15 protein-coding genes and 1 pseudogene are annotated in these 19,793 nt (G+C 67.5%); 7 read left to right on the top strand and 9 right to left on the bottom strand.

Annotated elements, in window-relative coordinates; translation table 11 throughout:
- Positions 1-15 precede the first annotated feature (15 nt).
- From ACIQZO_RS26790 to ACIQZO_RS26775, 4 genes are all read left to right on the top strand, one after another.
- Entirely contained in the window at positions 16-894 is an 879-nt protein-coding gene (locus ACIQZO_RS26790) for an alpha/beta fold hydrolase (RefSeq protein WP_403630716.1), read from the top strand.
- A 134-nt stretch (positions 895-1,028) separates the two neighbouring features.
- Entirely contained in the window at positions 1,029-1,655 is a 627-nt protein-coding gene (locus tag ACIQZO_RS26785) for a ricin-type beta-trefoil lectin domain protein (protein WP_403630713.1), read from the top strand.
- A 254-nt stretch (positions 1,656-1,909) separates the two neighbouring features.
- Positions 1,910-2,836: a hypothetical protein gene (locus ACIQZO_RS26780; RefSeq protein ID WP_403630710.1), complete on the top strand. Its 927-nt coding sequence runs from the start codon at positions 1,910-1,912 to the stop codon at positions 2,834-2,836.
- 269 nt (positions 2,837-3,105) lie between these two features.
- Positions 3,106-3,594 carry a ricin-type beta-trefoil lectin domain protein gene (locus ACIQZO_RS26775; RefSeq protein WP_403630707.1) on the top strand — a complete coding sequence of 163 codons (489 nt, stop codon included), beginning with the start codon at positions 3,106-3,108 and terminating at the stop codon, positions 3,592-3,594.
- A gap of 932 nt (positions 3,595-4,526) precedes the next feature.
- On the opposite strand, the pseudogene ACIQZO_RS26770 reads toward ACIQZO_RS26775, so the two are convergent.
- The 7 genes and pseudogenes from ACIQZO_RS26770 to ACIQZO_RS26740 all read right to left on the bottom strand — a co-directional run.
- A pseudogene (locus ACIQZO_RS26770) lies at positions 4,527-5,569 on the bottom strand (IS3 family transposase); the annotation flags it as partial.
- 618 nt (positions 5,570-6,187) lie between these two features.
- Positions 6,188-7,354, bottom strand: a complete 1,167-nt coding sequence (locus tag ACIQZO_RS26765; RefSeq protein WP_403630704.1) for a JmjC domain-containing protein — start codon at positions 7,352-7,354, stop codon at positions 6,188-6,190.
- Positions 7,351-8,385, bottom strand: coding sequence for a hypothetical protein (locus ACIQZO_RS26760; RefSeq protein WP_403630702.1), 1,035 nt, complete (start codon positions 8,383-8,385; stop codon positions 7,351-7,353). The genes ACIQZO_RS26765 and ACIQZO_RS26760 overlap by 4 nt, the downstream gene beginning before the upstream one ends.
- Positions 8,375-10,231 carry a hypothetical protein gene (locus ACIQZO_RS26755; RefSeq protein ID WP_403630699.1) on the bottom strand — a complete coding sequence of 619 codons (1,857 nt, stop codon included), beginning with the start codon at positions 10,229-10,231 and terminating at the stop codon, positions 8,375-8,377. Before ACIQZO_RS26755 ends, ACIQZO_RS26760 begins: the two co-directional genes overlap by 11 nt.
- Before the next feature lie 111 nt (positions 10,232-10,342).
- Complete coding sequence (locus ACIQZO_RS26750) at positions 10,343-10,699, bottom strand: hypothetical protein (RefSeq protein WP_266949493.1); 357 nt, start codon at positions 10,697-10,699, stop codon at positions 10,343-10,345.
- Positions 10,700-11,073: 374 nt separating this feature from the next.
- Positions 11,074-13,626: a valine--tRNA ligase gene (gene valS, locus ACIQZO_RS26745; protein WP_403630697.1), complete on the bottom strand. Its 2,553-nt coding sequence runs from the start codon at positions 13,624-13,626 to the stop codon at positions 11,074-11,076.
- Between the two features lie 110 nt (positions 13,627-13,736).
- The gene (locus tag ACIQZO_RS26740; protein WP_403630695.1) at positions 13,737-14,405 is read right to left on the bottom strand and encodes a GNAT family N-acetyltransferase; all 669 of its coding nucleotides are present in this window, start codon (positions 14,403-14,405) and stop codon (positions 13,737-13,739) included.
- A 165-nt stretch (positions 14,406-14,570) separates the two neighbouring features.
- Here ACIQZO_RS26740 and ACIQZO_RS26735 point away from each other — a divergent pair, with 165 nt between their 5' ends.
- Positions 14,571-15,374: a class I SAM-dependent methyltransferase gene (locus ACIQZO_RS26735; RefSeq protein ID WP_403630693.1), complete on the top strand. Its 804-nt coding sequence runs from the start codon at positions 14,571-14,573 to the stop codon at positions 15,372-15,374.
- Positions 15,375-15,742: 368 nt separating this feature from the next.
- On the opposite strand, the gene ACIQZO_RS26730 is transcribed toward ACIQZO_RS26735, so the two are convergent.
- Positions 15,743-16,342, bottom strand: a complete 600-nt coding sequence (locus tag ACIQZO_RS26730) for a 3'-5' exonuclease (protein ID WP_403631001.1) — start codon at positions 16,340-16,342, stop codon at positions 15,743-15,745.
- Between the two features lie 182 nt (positions 16,343-16,524).
- Here ACIQZO_RS26730 and ACIQZO_RS26725 point away from each other — a divergent pair, with 182 nt between their 5' ends.
- Positions 16,525-16,881 carry a tyrosine-type recombinase/integrase gene (locus ACIQZO_RS26725; RefSeq protein WP_403630691.1) on the top strand — a complete coding sequence of 119 codons (357 nt, stop codon included), beginning with the start codon at positions 16,525-16,527 and terminating at the stop codon, positions 16,879-16,881.
- Positions 16,882-16,980: 99 nt separating this feature from the next.
- On the opposite strand, the gene ACIQZO_RS26720 is transcribed toward ACIQZO_RS26725, so the two are convergent.
- On the bottom strand, positions 16,981-17,193 hold the full coding sequence (locus tag ACIQZO_RS26720; protein ID WP_328301540.1) for a hypothetical protein: 213 nt from the start codon (positions 17,191-17,193) through the stop codon (positions 16,981-16,983).
- A 40-nt stretch (positions 17,194-17,233) separates the two neighbouring features.
- On the opposite strand from ACIQZO_RS26720, the gene ACIQZO_RS26715 reads away from it, so the two are divergent.
- Positions 17,234-19,774 (top strand): NACHT domain-containing protein, encoded by a 2,541-nt coding sequence (locus tag ACIQZO_RS26715; protein WP_403630688.1) that lies wholly within the window; start codon positions 17,234-17,236, stop codon positions 19,772-19,774.
- The last annotated feature ends 19 nt before the right edge of the window (positions 19,775-19,793 follow it).

Raw genomic sequence — 19,793 nt, 5'->3', positions numbered from 1 at the left:
GAAAGAAGCCCACTCATGGCCCCTCCCACCAGCACGTTCGACTACCAGCGGATCGAGGTCGCCGACGGAGTGTCCCTGAACGCGGCCGTCGTCGGCACGGGGACCCCGATCGTGCTGCTGCACGGTTTCCCGCAGACCCATCTGATGTGGCGGCACGTCGCCGCCGATCTCGCGCACGACCACACCGTGATCTGCCCCGATCTGAGGGGCTACGGCGACAGCGACAAGCCCGTCGAGACCGACGGCACCGTCTACGCCAAGCGCACCATGGCGGCCGACGTCGTGGCCCTGGCCGACGCCCTCGGACACGACCGATTCGCGTTGGCCGGGCACGACCGTGGTGCCTTGGTGGCCTTCCGCGCCGGACTCGACCACCCGGACCGAATCACTCACCTCGCCAGCCTGGACGTGCTGCCCACCCTGGACATGTGGGAGGTGCTGCACGGTGTCAGCGCGGCGGTCGGCTTCCACCTCTACCTGATGGCCCAGCCGCCCGGTCTGCCCGAGCAGATGATCGAGGCGAGCCCGGACGCGTTCTTCGGCTACTTCCTGGACACCTGGACCAACGACCCGCAGGCGATTCCCGCTGACGTCCGCACCGCGTACCTGGATGCCTGCCGGGGCGCGGTGCCCTCGATCGTCGCCGACTACCGGGCTTCCGCCGGTATCGACATCGAGCACGACAAGGCGGACCGCGCTGCCGGGAACCAGCTGAAGATGCCGGTCACCGTGCTCCAGCAGGACTGGGGCGCGTTCCTCGGCTTCGACGCGGCCGCCCTGTGGGGCTCCTGGGCGTCCGACCTGGAGCACAGGACGGTCACCTCTGGTCACTTCATGGCGGAGGAGAAGCCCTCCGAGATCGCCGGGGCGCTCCGGACTCTCCTCAGTCGCTGAACGACCGTGAGCTTGCCGGCGAATCCGGCTTCCGGTCCTTGAACCGATCTGCGCGGTGCCCGTTGTCCATGAACGGAGGCAGGCACGCGAATTCTTGCCGCCCAGGTGAATCAAGCACGAGCACAGGAGAGTTCATGACGGATGTGCACGCGGACCGGACGGGGCCTCAGTCGCCCCGACGCGCGAAGCGGTGGGTCATTCTCGGCACGGCAGCAGCAGTGATCGCGGGGGTGGCGGTCGCGGTTCCCGCTCTCGCGGACTCCAAGCCCGGCAGCGAGAAGGAGGAGACGCTGGTGCGGACCACGGCCCAGAAGGTGGGGGTCACGAGGAGTTACGCGAACCCGAAGTCCAACCTTTCGCTCACCGCGGGAGGAGTGGGCCCCAGCGGCAAGGGTGAGGTCTTCGCGAGAATCGGAGGCGTGAACGAGAACGTCCAGTCGTGGAACTTCCTCCGCGACAAGATCATTTCTAGGGGCGCAAGTTCCGGAGACAACCTGCGCTGCCTCGAGAGCGACAGCGGTGGGAACGTGTTCATCGCGAAGTGTGTCACCGGAAAGGACTCGCAGAAGTGGGCGCACAAGCTCGCCCAGAAGGCCCCTGGTGCTTTCCGCGACCAGGTCCGGATTCAGAACTTCGAGAGCAAGAAATGCCTGACCATCGGCAGTGCCACAGGCCGAGGCACCGCTGAGGTCGCGGCCAAGGACTGCAAGGACGAGGCAACGTCGCAGCGCTGGGTGGTCGCGTCGTTCACGAACGAGTAGTCGGCACCTGAAGGGGTCTGGCAGCCGGTCGGCTGTCAGACCCCCGCGAACCGCCCCCTCCTGACCGTACGGACTGCGAGAGGGCGACGAAACGGCTCTGAGGAGGAGAGGGAATGAAGGGACCCGAACGCAACCGTCCGACATGGGGTCGGCGTGACGTCCTGCGGGGCGGGGTCGCGCTGAGCGCAGTGGCAATCGCGGGCGGCGCCGCTACCGCACTCGCGCCCCCCGCTCGCGCTGCCGGCCCGGCTGGAATGCCGACCTACCGATACCTGCGCGACGCACTGGCGATGCCCTTGAACTACAACCGTACCGGCGAGTTCATCTTCCCGAGCATCCGGGGCGTGTTCGACAAGATCAGTGATCCACGCTCCAAGTACTACCTCTACTACGCCCCGCACGAGAACCCCGGCGGGATCTGCGTAGCCTTCGGCGACTCGCTGGAGGGGCCCTTCAGCGACTACCGTGAGAACCCCGTGATCGACAGGCACCTGAACGGCACGACGGTCAGTCACGTGTCGTCCCCGCACGTCGTCTGGGATGCAGCCACGCAGCAGTTCTTCTGCTACTTCCACGGCGAGAACACCGTGACCCGCGTTGCCCGCTCGCGCGACGGCATCAACTTCGTCGACGAGAAGCCGATCCTCAGCACGCGCCTGGTGCCGGGTACATCGGAGACTTCCTACGCCCGGGTCTTCGAGCACGTCTTGCCCGGACGCAACAACAAGTACGTCATGGTCTTCATGGGAGTTAAGGGCGGGCGGCGGATCTTCTACGGCTGGTCTCCCAACGGATGGGACAACTGGCAGTTCAGCGCGACCCCTTTGGTGAACCCCGAAGGGGACGGTCTCACCGACATCTCCGGTCCGACCGTGGTCAAGCGCAACGCGACCACGTACATCGCCTATCACGGCAACGACGGCCGGATGCGACTCACCGAAGTCGGCAACGACTTCCGGCAGGAGAACCACTTGGGCGTCTTCCATTCGCCCATCGCTTCCGACCGGGGGCGCGTCGCGGCCCCGTCCTTCGGCTCCGAGAACGGCACGGAGTACATGTTCTACGAAGCGGGAGCGCGACTCAGCGCCCGCATCTGCATTGCGCGTGCCGTCCCGGGCGGTGCGCCGGCGCCCAGCGCGTCCGCGAGAGGTCTGGGCGTGCCCCGCTTGCTCGCACCGTAGGCCTCCAGGCCTCTCACGATCCGTGTGACCAATCGGAATGACCCCGGCCCACTCGAGCAGCTCACGACCGAACTGAAAAAGAAAACGGCCTGTGAAATGAGCAGTTGCCGATCCTATGTTCGCGCTCGGCAGCATGCTCCTACAGCTACCGGAGGGTGGGGCGGATTCGTCGCCGCACCATCCCTGCGCACACCACTTCATGCTTCACCACGCGCAAGACATCTGGAGTTTTCATGAACATGCCCCGAAGGAACACAACCACTCGCGCCATGCTCGTTGGACTGGGTGCCACCCTGGTGGCGTTCTCCCAGGTCGCTCTCGCCTCAACGGCCCACGCAACGGGTACTTGGGACGAGAACCGGGTTCGCATCCAGTCCGCCCGAGGGGACTGCCTCACCGCTGTTCCGGGTTCCACCAACCAGGTCGACACGGAGAGGTGCGACACGGACAACCTCCGCGGGAACTGGCGGATGGTCGACTACTCCGACGCGTTCTTCCTGCTCAAGAACTGGTCCACCGGCGAGTGCCTGGATTCCGAACGGAACGTCTTGGGCGGGAAGGTCTACATGTCGGCCTGCGACCGGAACGACGGAGGTCAGGTGTGGAGGTATGACTGCTTCGAGGGAAGGCTGATGAACCTGGCCTCGACGACCTTCCTGACCCGATTCAGTTCAGGAGTGGTCGGCCATCAGCAACGATCGACCTCGGACATCGGCAAGCAGGTCTGGAACATCGTCCCCCGACCGCACGCCTGCTGAGGCAGCGGCTGGAACCGGCCCCTCCTTGTCCGGCCGGACAGCCGCCCGCGTACGCCGGTCCGGTCGGTGACCCACTGACGTGTGAGGGGCAAGGTTCACCATCAGGCACCCGAGTGCGGTGGGACGGCGGCGCTGGGCGGGCGGACGGCGGTCGGGAATCACGCAGCGCCCTGGCCGTCGCCGACGTGTCCCTTGCCGCGATCAGCCGGTCCGAGAGCCACGCTCGACGGTGGCATTGAGGTGCCGACCGAGCGACCAGGGCGTCAAGATCGCCCCGGCCCGACATGCCGGGGTGATCAGGGGCGACGGCGGACAGCGAAGTGAGCTTGACTGCGCGGATGGACATCAACTCGACGGAAGTGGGTCCGTCCGCAACTGTGCAGTTCAGGCGTTTCCGCGACGGTGATTCGGTGGAGCAGCTGACTTTCCTGCTCCACCGCGCCTATGCAGACCATGCCGCTGCCGGGCGGGTCTTCTTCGCCTCCTACCAAAGTCCGCAGGACACACAGCACCGCCTGACCAAAGGCGAGTGCTGGGTCGCCTGGGACGGGGGCGCATTGGTCGGAACCGTCACCGTGGCAGCTCCTCACAGCACTCCGGCCGGGTACCCCCCCCAGGGACTCCCCACGGCCAGGGCTGATTCATAGTCCTGGTGGCTTCGAGAACCAGCAGGTCACAGGGGCGTGACGAACCTTCACTACGGGAGTTCCGTACGCAACGAAGCTCCGATGATCAAGGGGACCTACCAAGTCGCCCGATCACCGGAGCTCCGATGTGCCGCCAGTCTGCCACCGTCTGTCTGATCAAGTCGCCCTCGCGTGAACAGCGTGAACTTCACGGCGCGGCGGCCCGGTTGGCTGTCCTGCCCGATCCACGTGACCGGCGGGGACGGCGTCACACCTGAGGTGACCCCCGGAGTGTGGACACAGGGGTCATGCTGCGAGTTGGAGTTTACCTGTCGTGTGGTGCTGCTGTTCGAACTCCATCGGGGAGAGGTAGCCCAGCGCGCTGTGGCGCCGGCGGGCGTTGTAGTAGGTGAGCCACTGGAAGATCTCCAGCCTCGCCTGCAGCATCGTCGAGAACAGCCTCTGGTGCATCGTCTCCCTCTTCAGCCCCTGCCAGAAACTCTCGGCGAGGGCGTTGTCGTAGCTCGAGCCGACCTTGCCCATGCTCCTGCGGATGCCGTACCGGTCGCAGACCTGCGCGAACGCGGACGACGTGTATTGCGAGCCTCTGTCCGCGTGGAGGATCACCCCGGATACGTCGCCGCCGCGGGCCGCGACCGCGGCCTGGAGCGCGTCGATGACGAGTCCGGCCCGCATGTGCGAGGCCATCGAGTAACCGAGCACTCGGCGCGAGCGGATGTCGATGACGCAGGCGAGGTAGAGCCACACGGCGCCGACCTGCACGTATGTAATGTCGCCGCACCACTTCTCGTCCAGAGCCCCAGCGGTGAAGTCCCGTTGGACCAGATCCGGCACCGGCGGCGCAAGCCGGTCTGCGATCGTGGTCCGCTTCTTCTTGCGCAGGTGGCGGCCGACGATGTGGTGCTTGCGCATCAGACGCGCGACGCGCTTGCGGTTGACGGTGTGGCCGAAGCCGCGCAGTTCGGCATGGATGCGCAACGCGCCGTAGTTTCCGCGGTGTTCGGCGTGGATCTCGCGGATCTCGGCGACCAGGGCGTCATCGGCGGCCTGCCGCTCGGCCCGCGCCTCGGCGCCGGCGATCCACCGGTAGCAGCCGGAGCGGGAGACGTCCAGCACCCGGCATATCCGCTTGGTGCCGAACTTCTCGGCGTGGGTGGAGACGAAGTCCCAAGCGGCGGTCTTCACTTCATCTCCCGGGCGAAATACGCGGCTGCCCGGCGCAGGATCTCCCGCTCCAGCTGCCATTCCTTCTCGTTCTTCAGCAGCCGGGCATTGTCCGCCCGCAGCCGGGCCAGCTCGGCCGCGGTGTCCTGGGACGCACCGGAAGCGGCCGGCCCAGCAGCTCGGCAGCTCCAGCAAGGTCGTAGAACGGGCCCCACCCTTCATGCGCCGGCTTGCGCGGCCGCAGCTGCCGCACATTCCTGGGCGAGGCCGACTTCGCTTTCACCGGCATCTCCTTCACCACGGACTGAGATGCCCGGTGCCCCGCGCGGAAACCCTGGCCTGAGCCAGTCTCCTTCGACTGGGACTCCCGCGTACCAGAGGAAGCGGACCTGCCAGGCAGGCGATCCTGCTTCGCCGCCTTACCCTTCGTCGGCTTCTCAGCGATCTTGCTGGTCTTCCGGCTCTTGCCCGACTCCGCCTTCGGGGCCTTGTCAGATGTCATCGGCAGCCTCGCCTGGTCGCCCCGAGTTCCAGTCTGCGGCAGCGTGGCCCATTGTGCAGAGCTGGGGTCTTACCGCCCCGACAGCATGCCCGATTCGGAAGATTCGTTACTTAGAGTGGGCATTGGATCGGCACCGCAGGCGAGGATTGCTCACCTTCCACCGACAATAGCCACCTCTCATCGAGCCCGGATTCTGAAATTTCCGCAGGTCTACTGCTCGCGGAGACGTGGATCCTACACGCGGTACTCGAGCGGGGAGCCGCAGGCTGTGCGTATGAAGCTACGGCGTGGTGATCACCAGCCCCATCTCGAAGAGGGAGCGAGTCTGCTGGGCCGCTGCCTCACGGTCCCCGGACAGGGACACCTCGCCCAGCGTGACCGGGAACGATGCGTGGACAGCGGCGAGCAGGGCTGTGGTGTCCGGGCTCGCGGCGAAGACACCGCCCGCCGCGGCGAACGCGACTTGCCCGTCGGGGGTGGAGCCGAGAAGCTCGACGCCTCCTGGTATCCGCGTGCGGAGTTGCGTGCTGTCGGCGAGGTACGGCGACTCCGTGGCGAGCGGCAGCCTTGAGCGGAGTAGCCGGCGGTAGGTGACCTCGCTCGGCGGAAACTCGGAGACGCCGAGATGGGTGGGCACCTGGTCCCGGGAGATCCAGTTGTCACGGCGGAGGAGGGCGATCGAGAGGAGCCCGCTGTCGTCGCCGAGCGGGACTGCCTGGTGGGGGTGGCCCTCAGGGAAGAGCAGGCAGTCCCCGGGCTTGAGCACTTCATCGAGGACGATGCTGGAAGCCGGGCCTCCTTCGGGGGTGTCCCAGCCGCCCAGCTGGAAGCGTTTGCTGCCCCAGAGCATCAGGGCGATGACGTCCTGGCGGTCCGAGTGCCAGCCGGTGACACTGGTAGTGCCGGCAGAGATGAACAGCTTGGTGAACACGTCGGCTCCGGACACGGCGACGATGTCGTCCATCAGCGATGCCAGGGCTGGCGACCAGCGGTCGAACTGCCGAATCCCGAGGGTGACTCCTTCGTTCAGCGCGCGCCGCACCCGGTGAATGTCCATCTGAAAGGTGTCGGAGTCCGGCTCCAGCCGGTTGCCGAATCGTTCGCCGGGGAGCTTCCCGTCGGCATCACGGAGCTCCATGTCCGAGTTGGCTCCCGTACCGGGTCCGGCTACCAGGCGCGGCTCGGCCGTGAGCCAGCGTTCGAACTCCGTACGGCCGGGCAGCCGCCCGAAGTCATTGCCGGCGCTTCCGAGGGAAGGGGCCTCGCAAGGCCGCCCGAGCCCCGTCACCACGGTGTCTCCGAGAAGAGGCCGGAGGCGTGCGGCGGTACGCTTGACGGCAGCGCTGTTGGCCGTGTCGATGAGGGATGCGAGGTCATCGGGCAGGCCGCCCTCGCGGATGGCCAGTCGGTCGACTTCGTCCAGTCGATGCACGGAGTGTGATGTCATGGGCAACGCTCCAAGGTCTTGAGCACGTAGGACAGGCCGGACTCGAAGTCGGCGACGAGTCCGGGCCAAGGGGATACGCCGAGGCGGTGTACCGGGATCCCGGAGACCAGCCCACGGCTACTCCGATGCAGGGCGGCCGGGCTTGCTCCCCCGTCACGGAGATGCTCCGCCAGCCAGGACATCGCCTCCTCCTCGCTATCGGCCGTCTCGACGGAGCCCGATGGGCTCAGCGGTTCCGCCAGCACGAGGATCACCACAGCAGCGGGCAAAACTGCGCCGCGGTATGTGGTCGATCCCGGTGGGAGTGGCACCGCAGTCCGCTGGTCGCCGGACCGTACGGCCACCGCGAGCGGTACACCGAAGACCACGCCGGTCAGCGAGTCCAACAGCGCGACCTCGTCGGTGGCGATGGAGGCGAGCCCGGCGTCCCGGGCCCAGAGCGCGGCGGTCGTCTTGCCGGCTTTCTGGTTGCCGCAGACGAGGAGGCCCTGGCCTGAGGGCAGTACGAGCAGTGCAGCGTGCAGCGCGATGAATCGGTCGCTGTATGGGGGAGTAGCGAGCGGGGGCAGGGCGGGCAGGTCGCCCGTCAGAGCATGCCACCGGGGATCGCCGGGCATGCGGTAATAGACACCGGGCCGGTCACCGGCGAACGAGCGGTGCAGCATGTCAGCCCGAGCCTCGGAGCCGAGCCGTACGATGACATCTGCCGTCCGCCGGCGGTCAGGTACTGCGACCGCGAGACCGGTCCGGAGCTGGTTCAGTACAGCGGGGTCGGCCGCGTGGTAGCGGACGATGGCACCCGCGAGGGCAAGGTCGACGAACGGCGCCTCCTCCGGATCGCTGGAAGGGGCCTGGCCGGAGGCCGTGTCCAGGGCCTGGTGCAGCGGAATCGGCCACAGCTCGTCCTGCTGCCACAGCCGGGTGCCGAGGGCGCTGCTGACCTGGTAGATGGTGCTCGTCGCGTTCTCGACAACGTCCCACGTACCGTCTGGTCGTTCGAGGGCAACCCACGAGGCAGGATCAGTGATCACCTGTGTCACTTCCACCCGCTCCGCCGCTCCGGGTGGTTCCCACGCCCACCAGGTACGCACCGTCGTGGGCCGTGCCGAGTCCCGTCAGCGGCTCCAGCAGATGCTCGACCAGGGCAGGGCTCTGAAAGACCCCGCATGACGGATCGGTGGCCAGGCCCAGGGCGATGCGCTGTGCGTCGCGTCCGCACTGGATGAGCGCGGCCTGCCATGACACGGCGCCCGGCTCCGCCGGTCGAGGCACGAGCCACGCGACCGCCGATATGCCGGCGGTCCAGGTCTGGCCGATGGCGGCGCGTTGAATCGCCTCGGTGGTTGGTGCCGGCCCGACCCGGATCCAGCCCTCGACGTCGAGCTTGTATGTGCCTGCGCCCAGGACGTGGTTCGGGTGCAGCAGGCTCAGCCGGACTTCGCTCCGTACGGTCGTCAGGATCTCGAGCAGAGTGTCCACTGCTCCGCTGGACAGCGGACGCTCGGAGAAGGAGCGGTGGGTGCGACGCGCGGCAAGGGCAGCAGGCAGCTGGGACCATGGCAGCGGCGGCTTCGCGTCGGCCGTGGTGGTCGTCCGGTGTTTCTTCAGGCGCGCTTCGCCGGCTGCCTCGGCGTGAACCAGCAACGACGGGAACCAGCTGGACTCGATCCAGGGTCGTACCTGCTCCCACAGCGCCAGGGCTTCCTCGGCAGGGAGAAGTGCCCGAGCCGAGATCAGCTTCTCCACCTCTGCCAGGGATACGCCGCTGCTCCGGCAGATCTCGGCTGGCCCGGAAGGCCGGTCACCCCGCGTACTGGGGTTGGCGTAGGCGAGGGCGGTGACGGCTTCGGGCGTGAGCGCCGTCAGGTCCTGCGTTTCGGAGTGGACCCGGGCGTAGAGGCCGTCCACCCGGGGGACGAGGGACAGAAGCGGGTTGGTGCGGTACTCGGCGCTCGATACCGAGGGTCCGGACTGCGGAGTCGGTATGAACTCGCCTTCGACGAAAGCGGGTTCTGGAGTGGCGAGGAGCAGCCCAAGAACGGGGTCGGGGCCGGTGAACGCCGGCATCGGAAGCCAGGAGGTGGACCAGCCGGTGGAGTGAAGCGTCAGGTCCAGCGTTTCCAGAACGTGGCCGGCGTCGATGAGCACCGGACGGAAGGCCCGCACGTCCCGGTACCGCCACATGGCCCGCTCGACGTGGCTGGACAGGACGAACGCCACACCGAACGGTGGGAGGGACGCTGTCAGCGGCAACCCGGCCTCCGCGCGTACCAGCGCGTGATGGTCGCCGTCGTACCACCAGGAGCCCCGCAAGGGCGCCGGCCATCCGTCACTCACGATTACGCCGAGATCCGTGGGGTGCCGGGCGCCGCCGGAGGGACTTGTCTTGAGGACGATGGGGCCGTGTCGGCCCTGGCGTCGGCCGGTGATCCGGCCGGCCGAGGCCAGCCATGCGGCCAGAAGGTCAGCGCTCGGAAGACCTGCAGGACCGTCCGGGAGCGGCGCCTCGGGCAACACGGTGCTCGAACCGGGGCGTTGTGTCGTGACCGGTGGCGGTGCTCCGTGCGCCGCGTAGCCGTCCATGAGTGCCTGGTCGGCTTCGTGGCTCGTCTCGACGCTGTAGTCCAGGAAGGGGTAGTCGAGGTTGAGGCGGCGGTAGTGGGCCAGGAAGTCGGGAGGCTCCGGACTTTCCCAGGAGCCGGATATGCCAAGGGCTGTCGCGGCCGCTTCGAACTCTTCATTCGCCTCGCGTTCCGCGCCTTGGGCGATCCAGGACAGCAGCGCGCACTCCCGATCCTTGCCGGAGAGGACGTACGCCTGGCGGGTTGCGGCGTCGATGGCGACCCATCGAGCGTCGGCTTGAATCTGAGGAGCCATGGCCCGTGCGGGAAATACTCGAACCCTGTCCATTGTCGAAGTCCCTCGTGAGGTGCCGGATCAAGGACGGCGGGAGCCCGCGGCAGCCGTGGCTGCCGCGGGCCCGTTGCCTCAGGAGCTGTTCTGTACGAGGGCGCGGCGGAACAGGGGAACCGCGGCGTAGATGCCGGCGCTCGCGTCGGGCATCGAGAACCAGACCGCGTCTGTGGGCGGCTGGTCGCCGGCCGCGAAGCGCTCCAGGTCGGAGCGAGTCAGCAGCCACCGGCGGTCACCGTCGGGGTCGGAGATCAGGATGGAGGGGTCGGCCGAGCCGCTCCCCGAGACGACGGGGACCTGCTCGCACAGCGTCTTGGACGGCAGTACGAACACGACGTCGGCGCCTTCACCGAGCTGCGCAGGTCCGACCGTGAACTCGCCCAGCAGCTCCGGGTCGAGTATGTACGTGGCGTTCTTTCCGGGGTCTTGCACCGCGATTTTCACAGGCACCTTCCCACAGGTCGACCGCAGGGACTGGTGGATCCAGACACGCTGCGGGGTGGTGCGTGACATGTCAGCCGTGGGCTGGAGTTTCGGTTGCACACGCAGGCCCCAGGGGCCCATCCGCGCGCCGCCCAGCCGTTGGCGCACACAAGTGTGGTGACTGAATGTCACAGAGCGGAGACTCTAGTATGAACGTCTGCGCCTTGTGCAGTGCATTGGGCGCCCTTACCCGACATGGCCGAATCCCTCCACTGTGGATCGATCCGGCGGGTCAACTCTCTTGGCCTACATAGCAAAACGGCGTTGCCGCCCCTCACCCGAGTGTGCGAGGGGCGGCAACGCCGTCATTCGTCTGATGCGAGCTACATGGTGATCTCGTAGGTGAGGAGTTCACTCTCAGCCACTTCGAGTTCCACGTCGCCGATGTTTCCCGCGGACTGCACGTCCCCGCTCACCTGGCGAAGTGTCGCAACCAGCGGAGCCGGCCCGCGCGCCGTGACTCGGGCGACCTCAGCCCGCATGGAGACCTGAGCTGCGCTCTTGGCCTTCCGGATGGCGGCGATGGCGTCTGCGGCGACGTCCAGGAGCTGGGGGTCCCCCTTCAGGGACAGTTCCCGCAGCTCCGTTCCACTGGGCCACTGCGCCCGGTGCACCGAACCCTGCTGCCACCAGCTCCACGCCTCCTCGGTGGCGAACGGAACGAAGGGAGCGAGGAGCCGCAACAACACGGAGAGGGCAGTTGACAGCGTGGCCTGAGCAGATGCGGCAGCCTCCTCACCTCCGCCGCCGTAGGCACGCGTCTTCACCAGCTCGACGTAGTCGTCGCAGAACGCCCAGAAGCACCGCTCGATGGTCTCCAGTGCGCGGGCGTAGTCGTATCCCTCCAGCTGGGCCGTCGCCTCGTCCACGACGTCCGCGAGTCGCGCGAGGAGCGCCTGGTCGAGCGGGTTGGTCACGGCGGACCGCCGCTCGGCCGCACCCAGACCGAGCACGAACTTCGACACATTGAGGATCTTGATGGCGAGACGTCGGCCGATCTTCATCTGGCCGATTTCGAAGGCGGTGTCCGTTCCCGGCCGGGCTGATACGGCCCAGTACCGCACCGCGTCCGACCCGTGCTGGTCCAGAAGGTCCAGCGGGGTGACGACGTTGCCCTTCGACTTGGACATCTTCTTGCGGTCGGGGTCGAGGATCCAGCCACTGATGGCGGCATGGGCCCAGGGGAGCGCGTCGTGCTCCAGCTCGGCGCGGGCGACGGTGGAGAACAGCCAGGTACGGATGATCTCGTGGGCCTGCGGACGCAGGTCCATCGGGAAGACGCGCTGGAAGAGGTCGTCGTCGTGGCCCCAGCCGCCGGCGATCTGCGGTGTCAGCGAGGACGTCGCCCAGGTGTCCATCACGTCCGGGTCGCCGCTGAAGCCGCCCGGGACGTCCCGCTGGTCCGGGGTGAAGCCGGGAGGGGTGTCGCTGCTGGGGTCCACGGGCAGCGACTCCCGCGAGGGAACGATCAGTTCGTCGGTGGGGATGCCGTCGGCGTCCAGCTGGTACCACACCGGTACCGGTACGCCGAAGTAGCGCTGACGGCTGATCAGCCAGTCCCCGGCAAGTCCCTCCACCCAGGACTGGTACCGGTTGCGCATGTGGTCGGGGTGCCAGTTCAGCTCATGGCCGCGCTCCAGCAGCTTCTGCCGGAGCTCCACGTCTCGTCCGCCGTTGCGCAGGTACCACTGGCGGCTGGTGACGATCTCGAGCGGCTTGTCGCCCTTCTCGTAGAACTTGACCATGTGGTTGAAGGGCCGCGGATCACCGACCAAGCTGCCCTCCGCGCGCACCATCTCCACCAGGCGCTCCCGGGCGGTGTGCGGGGTCGCGCCGGCGAGCTGCGCGTACGCAGCCTTCGCGGCCTCGGACTCCAGCGCAGCCGGCGCTTCGCGCACGAAGCGGCCGTCGCGTCCGATCACCGAGCGGGTGGGAAGGTCGAGCTCGCGCCACCACACCACGTCGGTGGTGTCGCCGAACGTACAGATCATGGCCGCCCCGGTGCCCTTCTCGGGGTCGGCCAGGCGGTGAGCCACCACCGGCACGTCTACACCGAAGACCGGAGTGCGCACGGTGGTACCGAAGAGCTTCTGGTAGCGCTCGTCGTCCGGGTGCGCCACGACGGCCACGCATGCGGGCAGCAGCTCGGGCCGCGTGGTGGCGATCTCCAGCGCCGCTCCCGCATCCGACCTGAAGAGCAGGTGGTGGTAGGCGCTGGGCCGCTCGCGGTCCTCCAGCTCGGCCTGGGCTACAGCGGTCTGGAACGTCACGTCCCACAGCGTCGGGGCCTCGGCCTGGTACGCCTCGCTCCGGGCGAGGTTGGCCAGGAAGGCTCGCTGCGAGATGGCGCGGGCCCGGCTGTCGATGGTCTGGTAGGTGTGGTTCCAGTCGACGGACAGCCCCAGCCGGCGCCACAGGCTCTCGAAGACCTTCTCGTCCTCCACCGTGAGCCGCTCGCACAGCTCGATGAAGTTGCGGCGGGACACGGGGATCTGCTGCTTGCCCGGGGGCGAGGGGGGAGTGAAGTCCGGATCGTACGGCAGCGAGGGGTCACACCGGACGCCGAAGTAGTTCTGCACCCTACGTTCGGTCGGCAGGCCGTTGTCGTCCCAGCCCATCGGGTAGAAGACGGCCTTGCCGCGCATCCGGTGGAAGCGGGCGAGTGCATCCGTCTGGGTGTATGAGAACACGTGTCCGACATGGAGGGAGCCGCTCACGGTGGGCGGCGGCGTGTCGATCGAGTACACCCGCTCCCGTGGCGCGGTGCGGTCGAATACGTATACGCCCTGCTCGTCCCAGGTCGGAGCCCATTTGGCCTCGAGGCCGTCGAGTGTGGGCTTGTCGGGTACGCCCTGGCGAGGAGATGCGGTCGTCATGACGGTAGATGGTATCGGCCTTGGTGGTGTGGTAATTCCCTTACTGTGTAGTCGAGTTCTGGCCATGTGTGACTATCGGATGAGCAGGAGTCGAATCCATGTCCAGACGGTCAGGACGGGTCTGTGGTCTCCCCGGCCACCAATCCGAACAGCGGCAGGCACGGGACCAGCCCCGTGATCTCGGTCCCTTTCGCGAGCGCTGGCCGCCATAGACCCCGGGGGAGGCGAAGCCGCTGCAAGATCACGACCTCCCCGCGCACCACCCGCCGTTCGATTCCGTCCGGGACATATCCGAGCTTGCGGGATACAGCCAAGGACTGCGCGTTGTCGGCGAACGCCCCTGTCGTTGCCTCCTCGGCGCCCAGCCCGGTAAATGCCAGGTGGAGCACCGCAGCCCGCATCTCTGTGCCTATGCCCTGACTCTGATACGACAGCCCGAGCCAAGAAGCTGTGTTGACCTCACGCACCAGCGCGAAGCGCTTGGCCGCCATGGCCTGCATGCCCACAGGTCGGCCACCGAGGAAGACGGCCAGATTGATGGACCAGTCCTCCGGCCTCCAGTTTCCGAGCCGCAGCCAGTGATGCTGGACTACGGAGCGAGCCCGTTCGGTCTCGGGCAGGTCGGTCCAGCCACTACTGAACGGCATCTGGGACGGGTCGTGAACGCCGTCGCGTGCGAGATCGGCCAGTGCTGCCAGCTCGTCCGATTGGGGCAGGCGCAGCTCCAGGCGGGGCGTCGTCAGCCGCAGACCGAGCAGTGGCCAGTAGTCGATCAGCACGATCCAGTTTGGTCACGGGAGCATGCTCCCGGCCACTCCGGTTAGACCCAATGAGGTGGAGCCTCTGCGCTCCTCTGCCCCTCGCGGTCCAGGCGGACCCGCAGTGGCGCCGGCGCCGGATATCCGGGTGACGGGCTGCTTCGCCCGGCCCTACTCTCGCCGGGTATGACGACCATTGACCCACGGATCGCGGGCTTCTACACGGAGTACGACGAGGCGTCCCGGCTGCATTCCACAGCGACGGGCCGTCTGGAGTACGAGCGGACCCAGGAGCTGTTACGTCGCTACCTGCCTCCAGCACCAGCTCGGGTGCTGGACGTGGGCGGTGGTCCGGGTACGCATGCCGGTTGGCTCACCGAAGAGGGATACGAGGTGCTCCTCCTGGACCCCGTGCCAAAGCACGTGGAGCAGGCACGTGAGCGCGCGCCGCGGTGTGTTGCCCAGCTGGGGGATGCCCGCGACCTGGACGTGGAGGCCGGCACCTTCGACGCGGTGCTGCTACTGGGCCCGCTGTACCACCTGGCGGAGCGCGGAGACCGGCTCGCGGCGTTGAGGGAGGCCAGCCGGGTCGTCGTACCAGGCGGTGTGGTGGCGGCCGCGGGGATCTCCCGGTACTCCCTGATGCAGGACTACACCGTGAGCGCCGGCCTGTCTCCGGAGCTGCTCGCCAGCGAGGTCACGGAGGTGGTCCGTACCGGCTCCTACGACGGCAGTAGAGGCTTCACCGTGGCGCATTTTCATACGGCTGACGAGCTTGCCCAAGAGGCGGGCGAAGCAGGGCTCACGGGTGTGCGGGTGCACGGGATCGAGGGCCCGGGGTGGGCCTACGTAGTCGCGGCTGGCCGTTGCGCGGGCCAGGAAGCGGCGGGGGCGCTGCTCGCGGACGCGGTGGCGACGGCGCGCCTCGCAGACGAGCACGGCGTCTTCACTGACGCCTCGGCCCACGTGCTTGTGGTCGGTACAGCCTGAGACGCTGCCCCGTTCGAGTGGAGAGCGGGCCGGTGGCCAAGGCAGGCCGTGGGGCGGGGAGGCTGGGGCCACCGTGCTCGTTGGCGAGATGGTGTAGGTAAGGAGGTACATCCCGGTCGGTCGAGCTGCTGGAGATCCCGGACAACCGACAGCCGCAGCCTGCACGGTGGGTGGTCGGGTCCGTATGAATGCCGCTCGACAAACGCGTGCAGCTGGGTACGGCCCGAAGGCGCTGGCCAGGCAAGACCTGGGGGCCGTGACGGTTTGACCGCCACGGCCACCTCGGCGACCAGGCTGATTGCGGGACTGCTGGCAGGACGTTTGATGGATCGTTTTGAGCGGTGGTAATACGCTTCGGACGCTTGCCCTCAGGAGGTTGCGTGAGGCTCCAGAAACTGGCTCGGTCGGCCTGACCAGCTGATGGACAGCTGCTCGCGGGCACGTGTGGCGGAAACGAAGAGGAGCGACTGCTCGCGGCGGAGGTCCGCGGCGTGCTGGAGGCGGTCCTCGCGCTCGAGTGTGATGGCGCTGGGCAGAGGCATTTGTTGAGCGCCAGCCCCGACGATGGCGACTGCGCGGTATTCGAGTCCCTTGATGCGGTGCATCGTCATGACGTGGACGCCTTCGTCGGGGTCGGGGACGCGGTAGTCCTCGACCTTCACTGCGGCCAGCTTGGCGTCACGGAGCGCCTGAACAGCGCTGTCGGCGGTCGCATGGGTTCTGGCCACGACCGCGATCTCGTGGGGCTTGATCCCTTCCTGCTGCCAGCTGTCGACGCGCTTGGCCAATGCGGTCATCTCTTCCGCGGCCGTGCGGTAGCCGCTGGTCTCGGGGTGGGCTCCCGCCAGGACGGAGCGGTATCCGCGAAGCTGTTCCGGATTCCCGTCAAGGTCGTCGAACGTGGAGCCGCCGAGCAGGTTCAGGGAGGCTGCGAGGATCTGTCGGGTGGTGCGGTAATTAAGGGTCAGTCGCTTGGAGCGGCCACGGATCCTGATGCCGTGGGCGCTCAGGGATGTCCGGTTGTCGTAGATCCGCTGGTGTGCGTCGCCAACGATGAACAGGTCGTCGTCGCCGTCGGGGACCAGCGCGCGGAGTAGCTTTCAGTGGGCGGCGTGCAGATCCTGTGCCTCGTCCACGATGATGTGCCGGTATGGACGTTCCCACGACGTACGGCAACGCGATCCGGGCCAACATCTTCAACGACGAAGTATGGAAGCCCGCCCTCGCGAAGGTAGGCGTCATCCCCCTTCGGGAGAAGGGGAAGCGCTGGAAGGCATCTCGCAAGGACGGCTTCCATGTCCTCCGGCACACCTACGCCTCGATCATCCTCGAAGCCGGCGAATCCGTCGTCACCCTCGCCCGATGGCTCGGCCACTCCAGCCCGACCATCACCCTCGACCACTACGCCCACTTCATGCCCGAAGCTGGTGGGAAGGGACGGGCGGCCGTCGACGCGCTGCTCGGTGTGGCTCCCCAGTACGTCCCAGAGAACCTCACCACGGCATGAGGAAACGGGTGGCACAGCGCATGCTGTGCCACCCGTTTCGTCATGCCTTAGGTACGCCCGGCGTGTAGGTCTCGTGGGTCGTCGCATTGGCGGACTCGGCTACCTCAGCACGCTGATCCCCACGGCGAGTACGGCCGTGATCAGGGTGAGCGTGCTGCCGAAGGCGACGCCGGCCCGCAGCAAGGCGGTCGGCGTGGAAGCGCCGTCCATGCGGGTCAGCAGGCCAGCACCGACGGCGGCCAACAGCGCCAGAAGGACGGCGGCAAGCAGAGCGAGGGTCAGCAGCATCGCGGTGGTCGGCGACAGGGGCATGAGATCTTTCCTTCCGTGGCGGGCGTTCGGTGGAAGGAAGATGCGGGGATCGGCGTTCAGCGGCATTCGGGTGAACGAAGATGAACGAGTCGATACCGAGAAGCCGGGACTGGCCGAGGGGGAGCACCGGGGTATGCGGGACGGGCTGGAGGAACTGAAGTCGCAGTTGCGACAGTTGCGGGCCGAGCGCCGGTTGTCGATGTCGGGGCTGGAGTTGCGGGCGGGGTTAGGGCACACGACCGTCAGCAAGGCGCTGAACGGCCCTACCGTGCCCAGTGAGGCCACCGTCGCAGCGCTGGCGCAGGCGTTGGGCGCGGAGGCCGGCCCGCTGCTCAAACTGCGTCGCCAAGCGCTACCTGCTGTCCTGGCTCCGCCCCGACAGCAGGCCCCCAAGAACAGCCTCGACGGGGACGTGGACGCGCGGTTCGAAGAGCGGTACAGGCGGTATGTGGAGCAGCGGCACGGGCAGCTGTCCGTCATCGGGCTCGATCTCTCCCGCCCGGAGAGGGCGTCGTGGCCGCTGGGCGCCTCTTACCTGAGCCTCGAATTCGCCACGTCGACGCGGGCCGTCGGCCAGGGCGGGAGTGCCGGTTTCAGTGCTGACTCGGGATTGGCCTCGTCAGTGGGCTCCGGGGCGCAGATGGAGACCGAGCGAGCTGAGCAGGCGTTGGCCGGCCTCCGTCGAGTTCTGGTGCGGGGGATGGCGGGGGGAGGTAAGAGCACCCTGCTGCAGTGGCTCGCCCTCGCGACTTCCCGGGAGGACCTGCCCGTCGAACTGGCGAACTTGAAGGGGCTTGTGCCGTTCATGCTGCCGCTGCGGACGCTGGTGCGCGGCGGCGATCTGCCCGGGCCCCAGGAGTACCTGAGGGCGGTTGGCTGCCCGCTGCACGCAGCTCAGCCGCAGGGCTGGACCGACCGAGTCCTGGATGACGGGCGGGCCCTGCTGCTGATCGACGGCCTCGACGAGATTCCGCAGACCCAGCGAGCTCAGGCCCAGCAGTGGCTCCGTGAACTGCTGGCCGCCTTTCCGCGCGCGACCTACGTGGTGACCACTCGGCCATCCGCAGTCCCGGAGGGGTGGCTGGCAGGGCACGGATTCACCGAACTGACCGTCCGGCCGATGAGCGCCCGTGACGTGGCGGTGTTCGTCACCCGCTGGCACACAGCGGCGCGCGCCAGTGCGGACCCCGGGCAGGAATTTGAGCACCTGGCCGCTCTGGAAGAGGCACTGAAGGACACCGTGCGCTCCCAGCGGGACCTCGCCCGCCTCGCCACTATTCCACTGCTCTGTGCCCTGGTCTGCGCGCTGAACCGTGACCGGCGGGGCCACCTCCCTCACGGCCGTATGGAGCTCTACGAAGCGGCCCTGTCGCTGCTGCTGGTCCGCCGTGGCCGGGAACGCGACATCGACGCCCCCGAGAACCTCGTAGTCACCGAGCACCAGAACATCCAGCTCCTGCAACGTCTGGCCTACTGGCTCGTCCGCAACGGCCAGACCGAACTGGACCGAGAAACGGCACTCGCGCTCATTGACGACGCTCTGCCTGCCATGCCGAACCTTGCCCAGCAAGGCGACGCGGCCGACGTGCTCGCACATCTGCTCGCCCGCTCTGGTCTCCTGCGCACCCCTGCGGCCGAGATGATCGACTTCGTCCACCGCACCTTCCAGGACTTCCTTGGAGCCAAAGCCGCCATCGAAGCTCGCGACATCCCGCTCCTGGTACGCAACGCTCACGACGACCAGTGGGAAGACGTCGTGCGCATGGCCGTCGCCCATGCCCGTCCCAACGAACGCACGACCCTTCTGCGCCGCCTCATCGCCCGCGGTGACCGCACTCAGAAGCACCGCACCCGCCTGCATCTACTTGCGACAGCCTGCCTCGAGTACGCCACGGAACTCGACCCTGAAATACGCCAGGAAGTCGAGCAACGCGCCAAGGCCCTTGTCCCCCCACGCAGCGAGGAGGAGGCCAGGACCCTCGCCGCGGTTGGCCCCGTCATCCTCGACGTCCTCCCCGGCCCCGAGGGCCTCGAAGAAGACGAAGCGCGAGCGGTTGTGGAGACTGCCGAACTCATCGGTGGGGATGCTGCCCTGACGCTGCTCAAGAAATTCCGCACGAGCTATCCGGCATGGTGGGCCCTGTCCAATGCTTGGAAGAGCTTCGACGCCCACGACTATGCCCACGAAGTCCTCGCGCACATGACCCACCTCGAGGCTGTCACTATCCGCTCACGGGAGGAGCTGGCGGAGCTGCACCATCTGCCGTCGCTCGACCATGTCGCCTTCATCGGGGATTTCTCCGGTGCCGAGATGACAACCCCCTGGGCGCCGGCGGACGTCCGAGTGCTGAACATCGACAGGAACCCGCCCCTTCGCGATCTGGACTTCCTACACCCGTACACCGGACTGAAACGGATCGCTTTCTTCCAGTGCCCGAATGTCGCGGGCCTGAAGCCCCTGGCCGAGCTGTCATACGGCGCGAGGGTCAGCGGCGCCGTCAGCGTCATGATCTCCTTCGCCCCGGTCAGGGAGTCCATCCAGGCCCGGTGCGCGGTCAGGAGGTCGGTGGGGAAGGTGTAGATGCCGTCGGCGTCCGGCA

It is taken from the genome of Streptomyces sp. NPDC097617, assembly GCF_044761485.1.
GTDB lineage: Bacteria > Actinomycetota > Actinomycetes > Streptomycetales > Streptomycetaceae > Streptomyces.
Note: the sequence above shows the minus strand (reverse complement) of the source record. Positions and strands in the feature narration are given on the sequence as shown.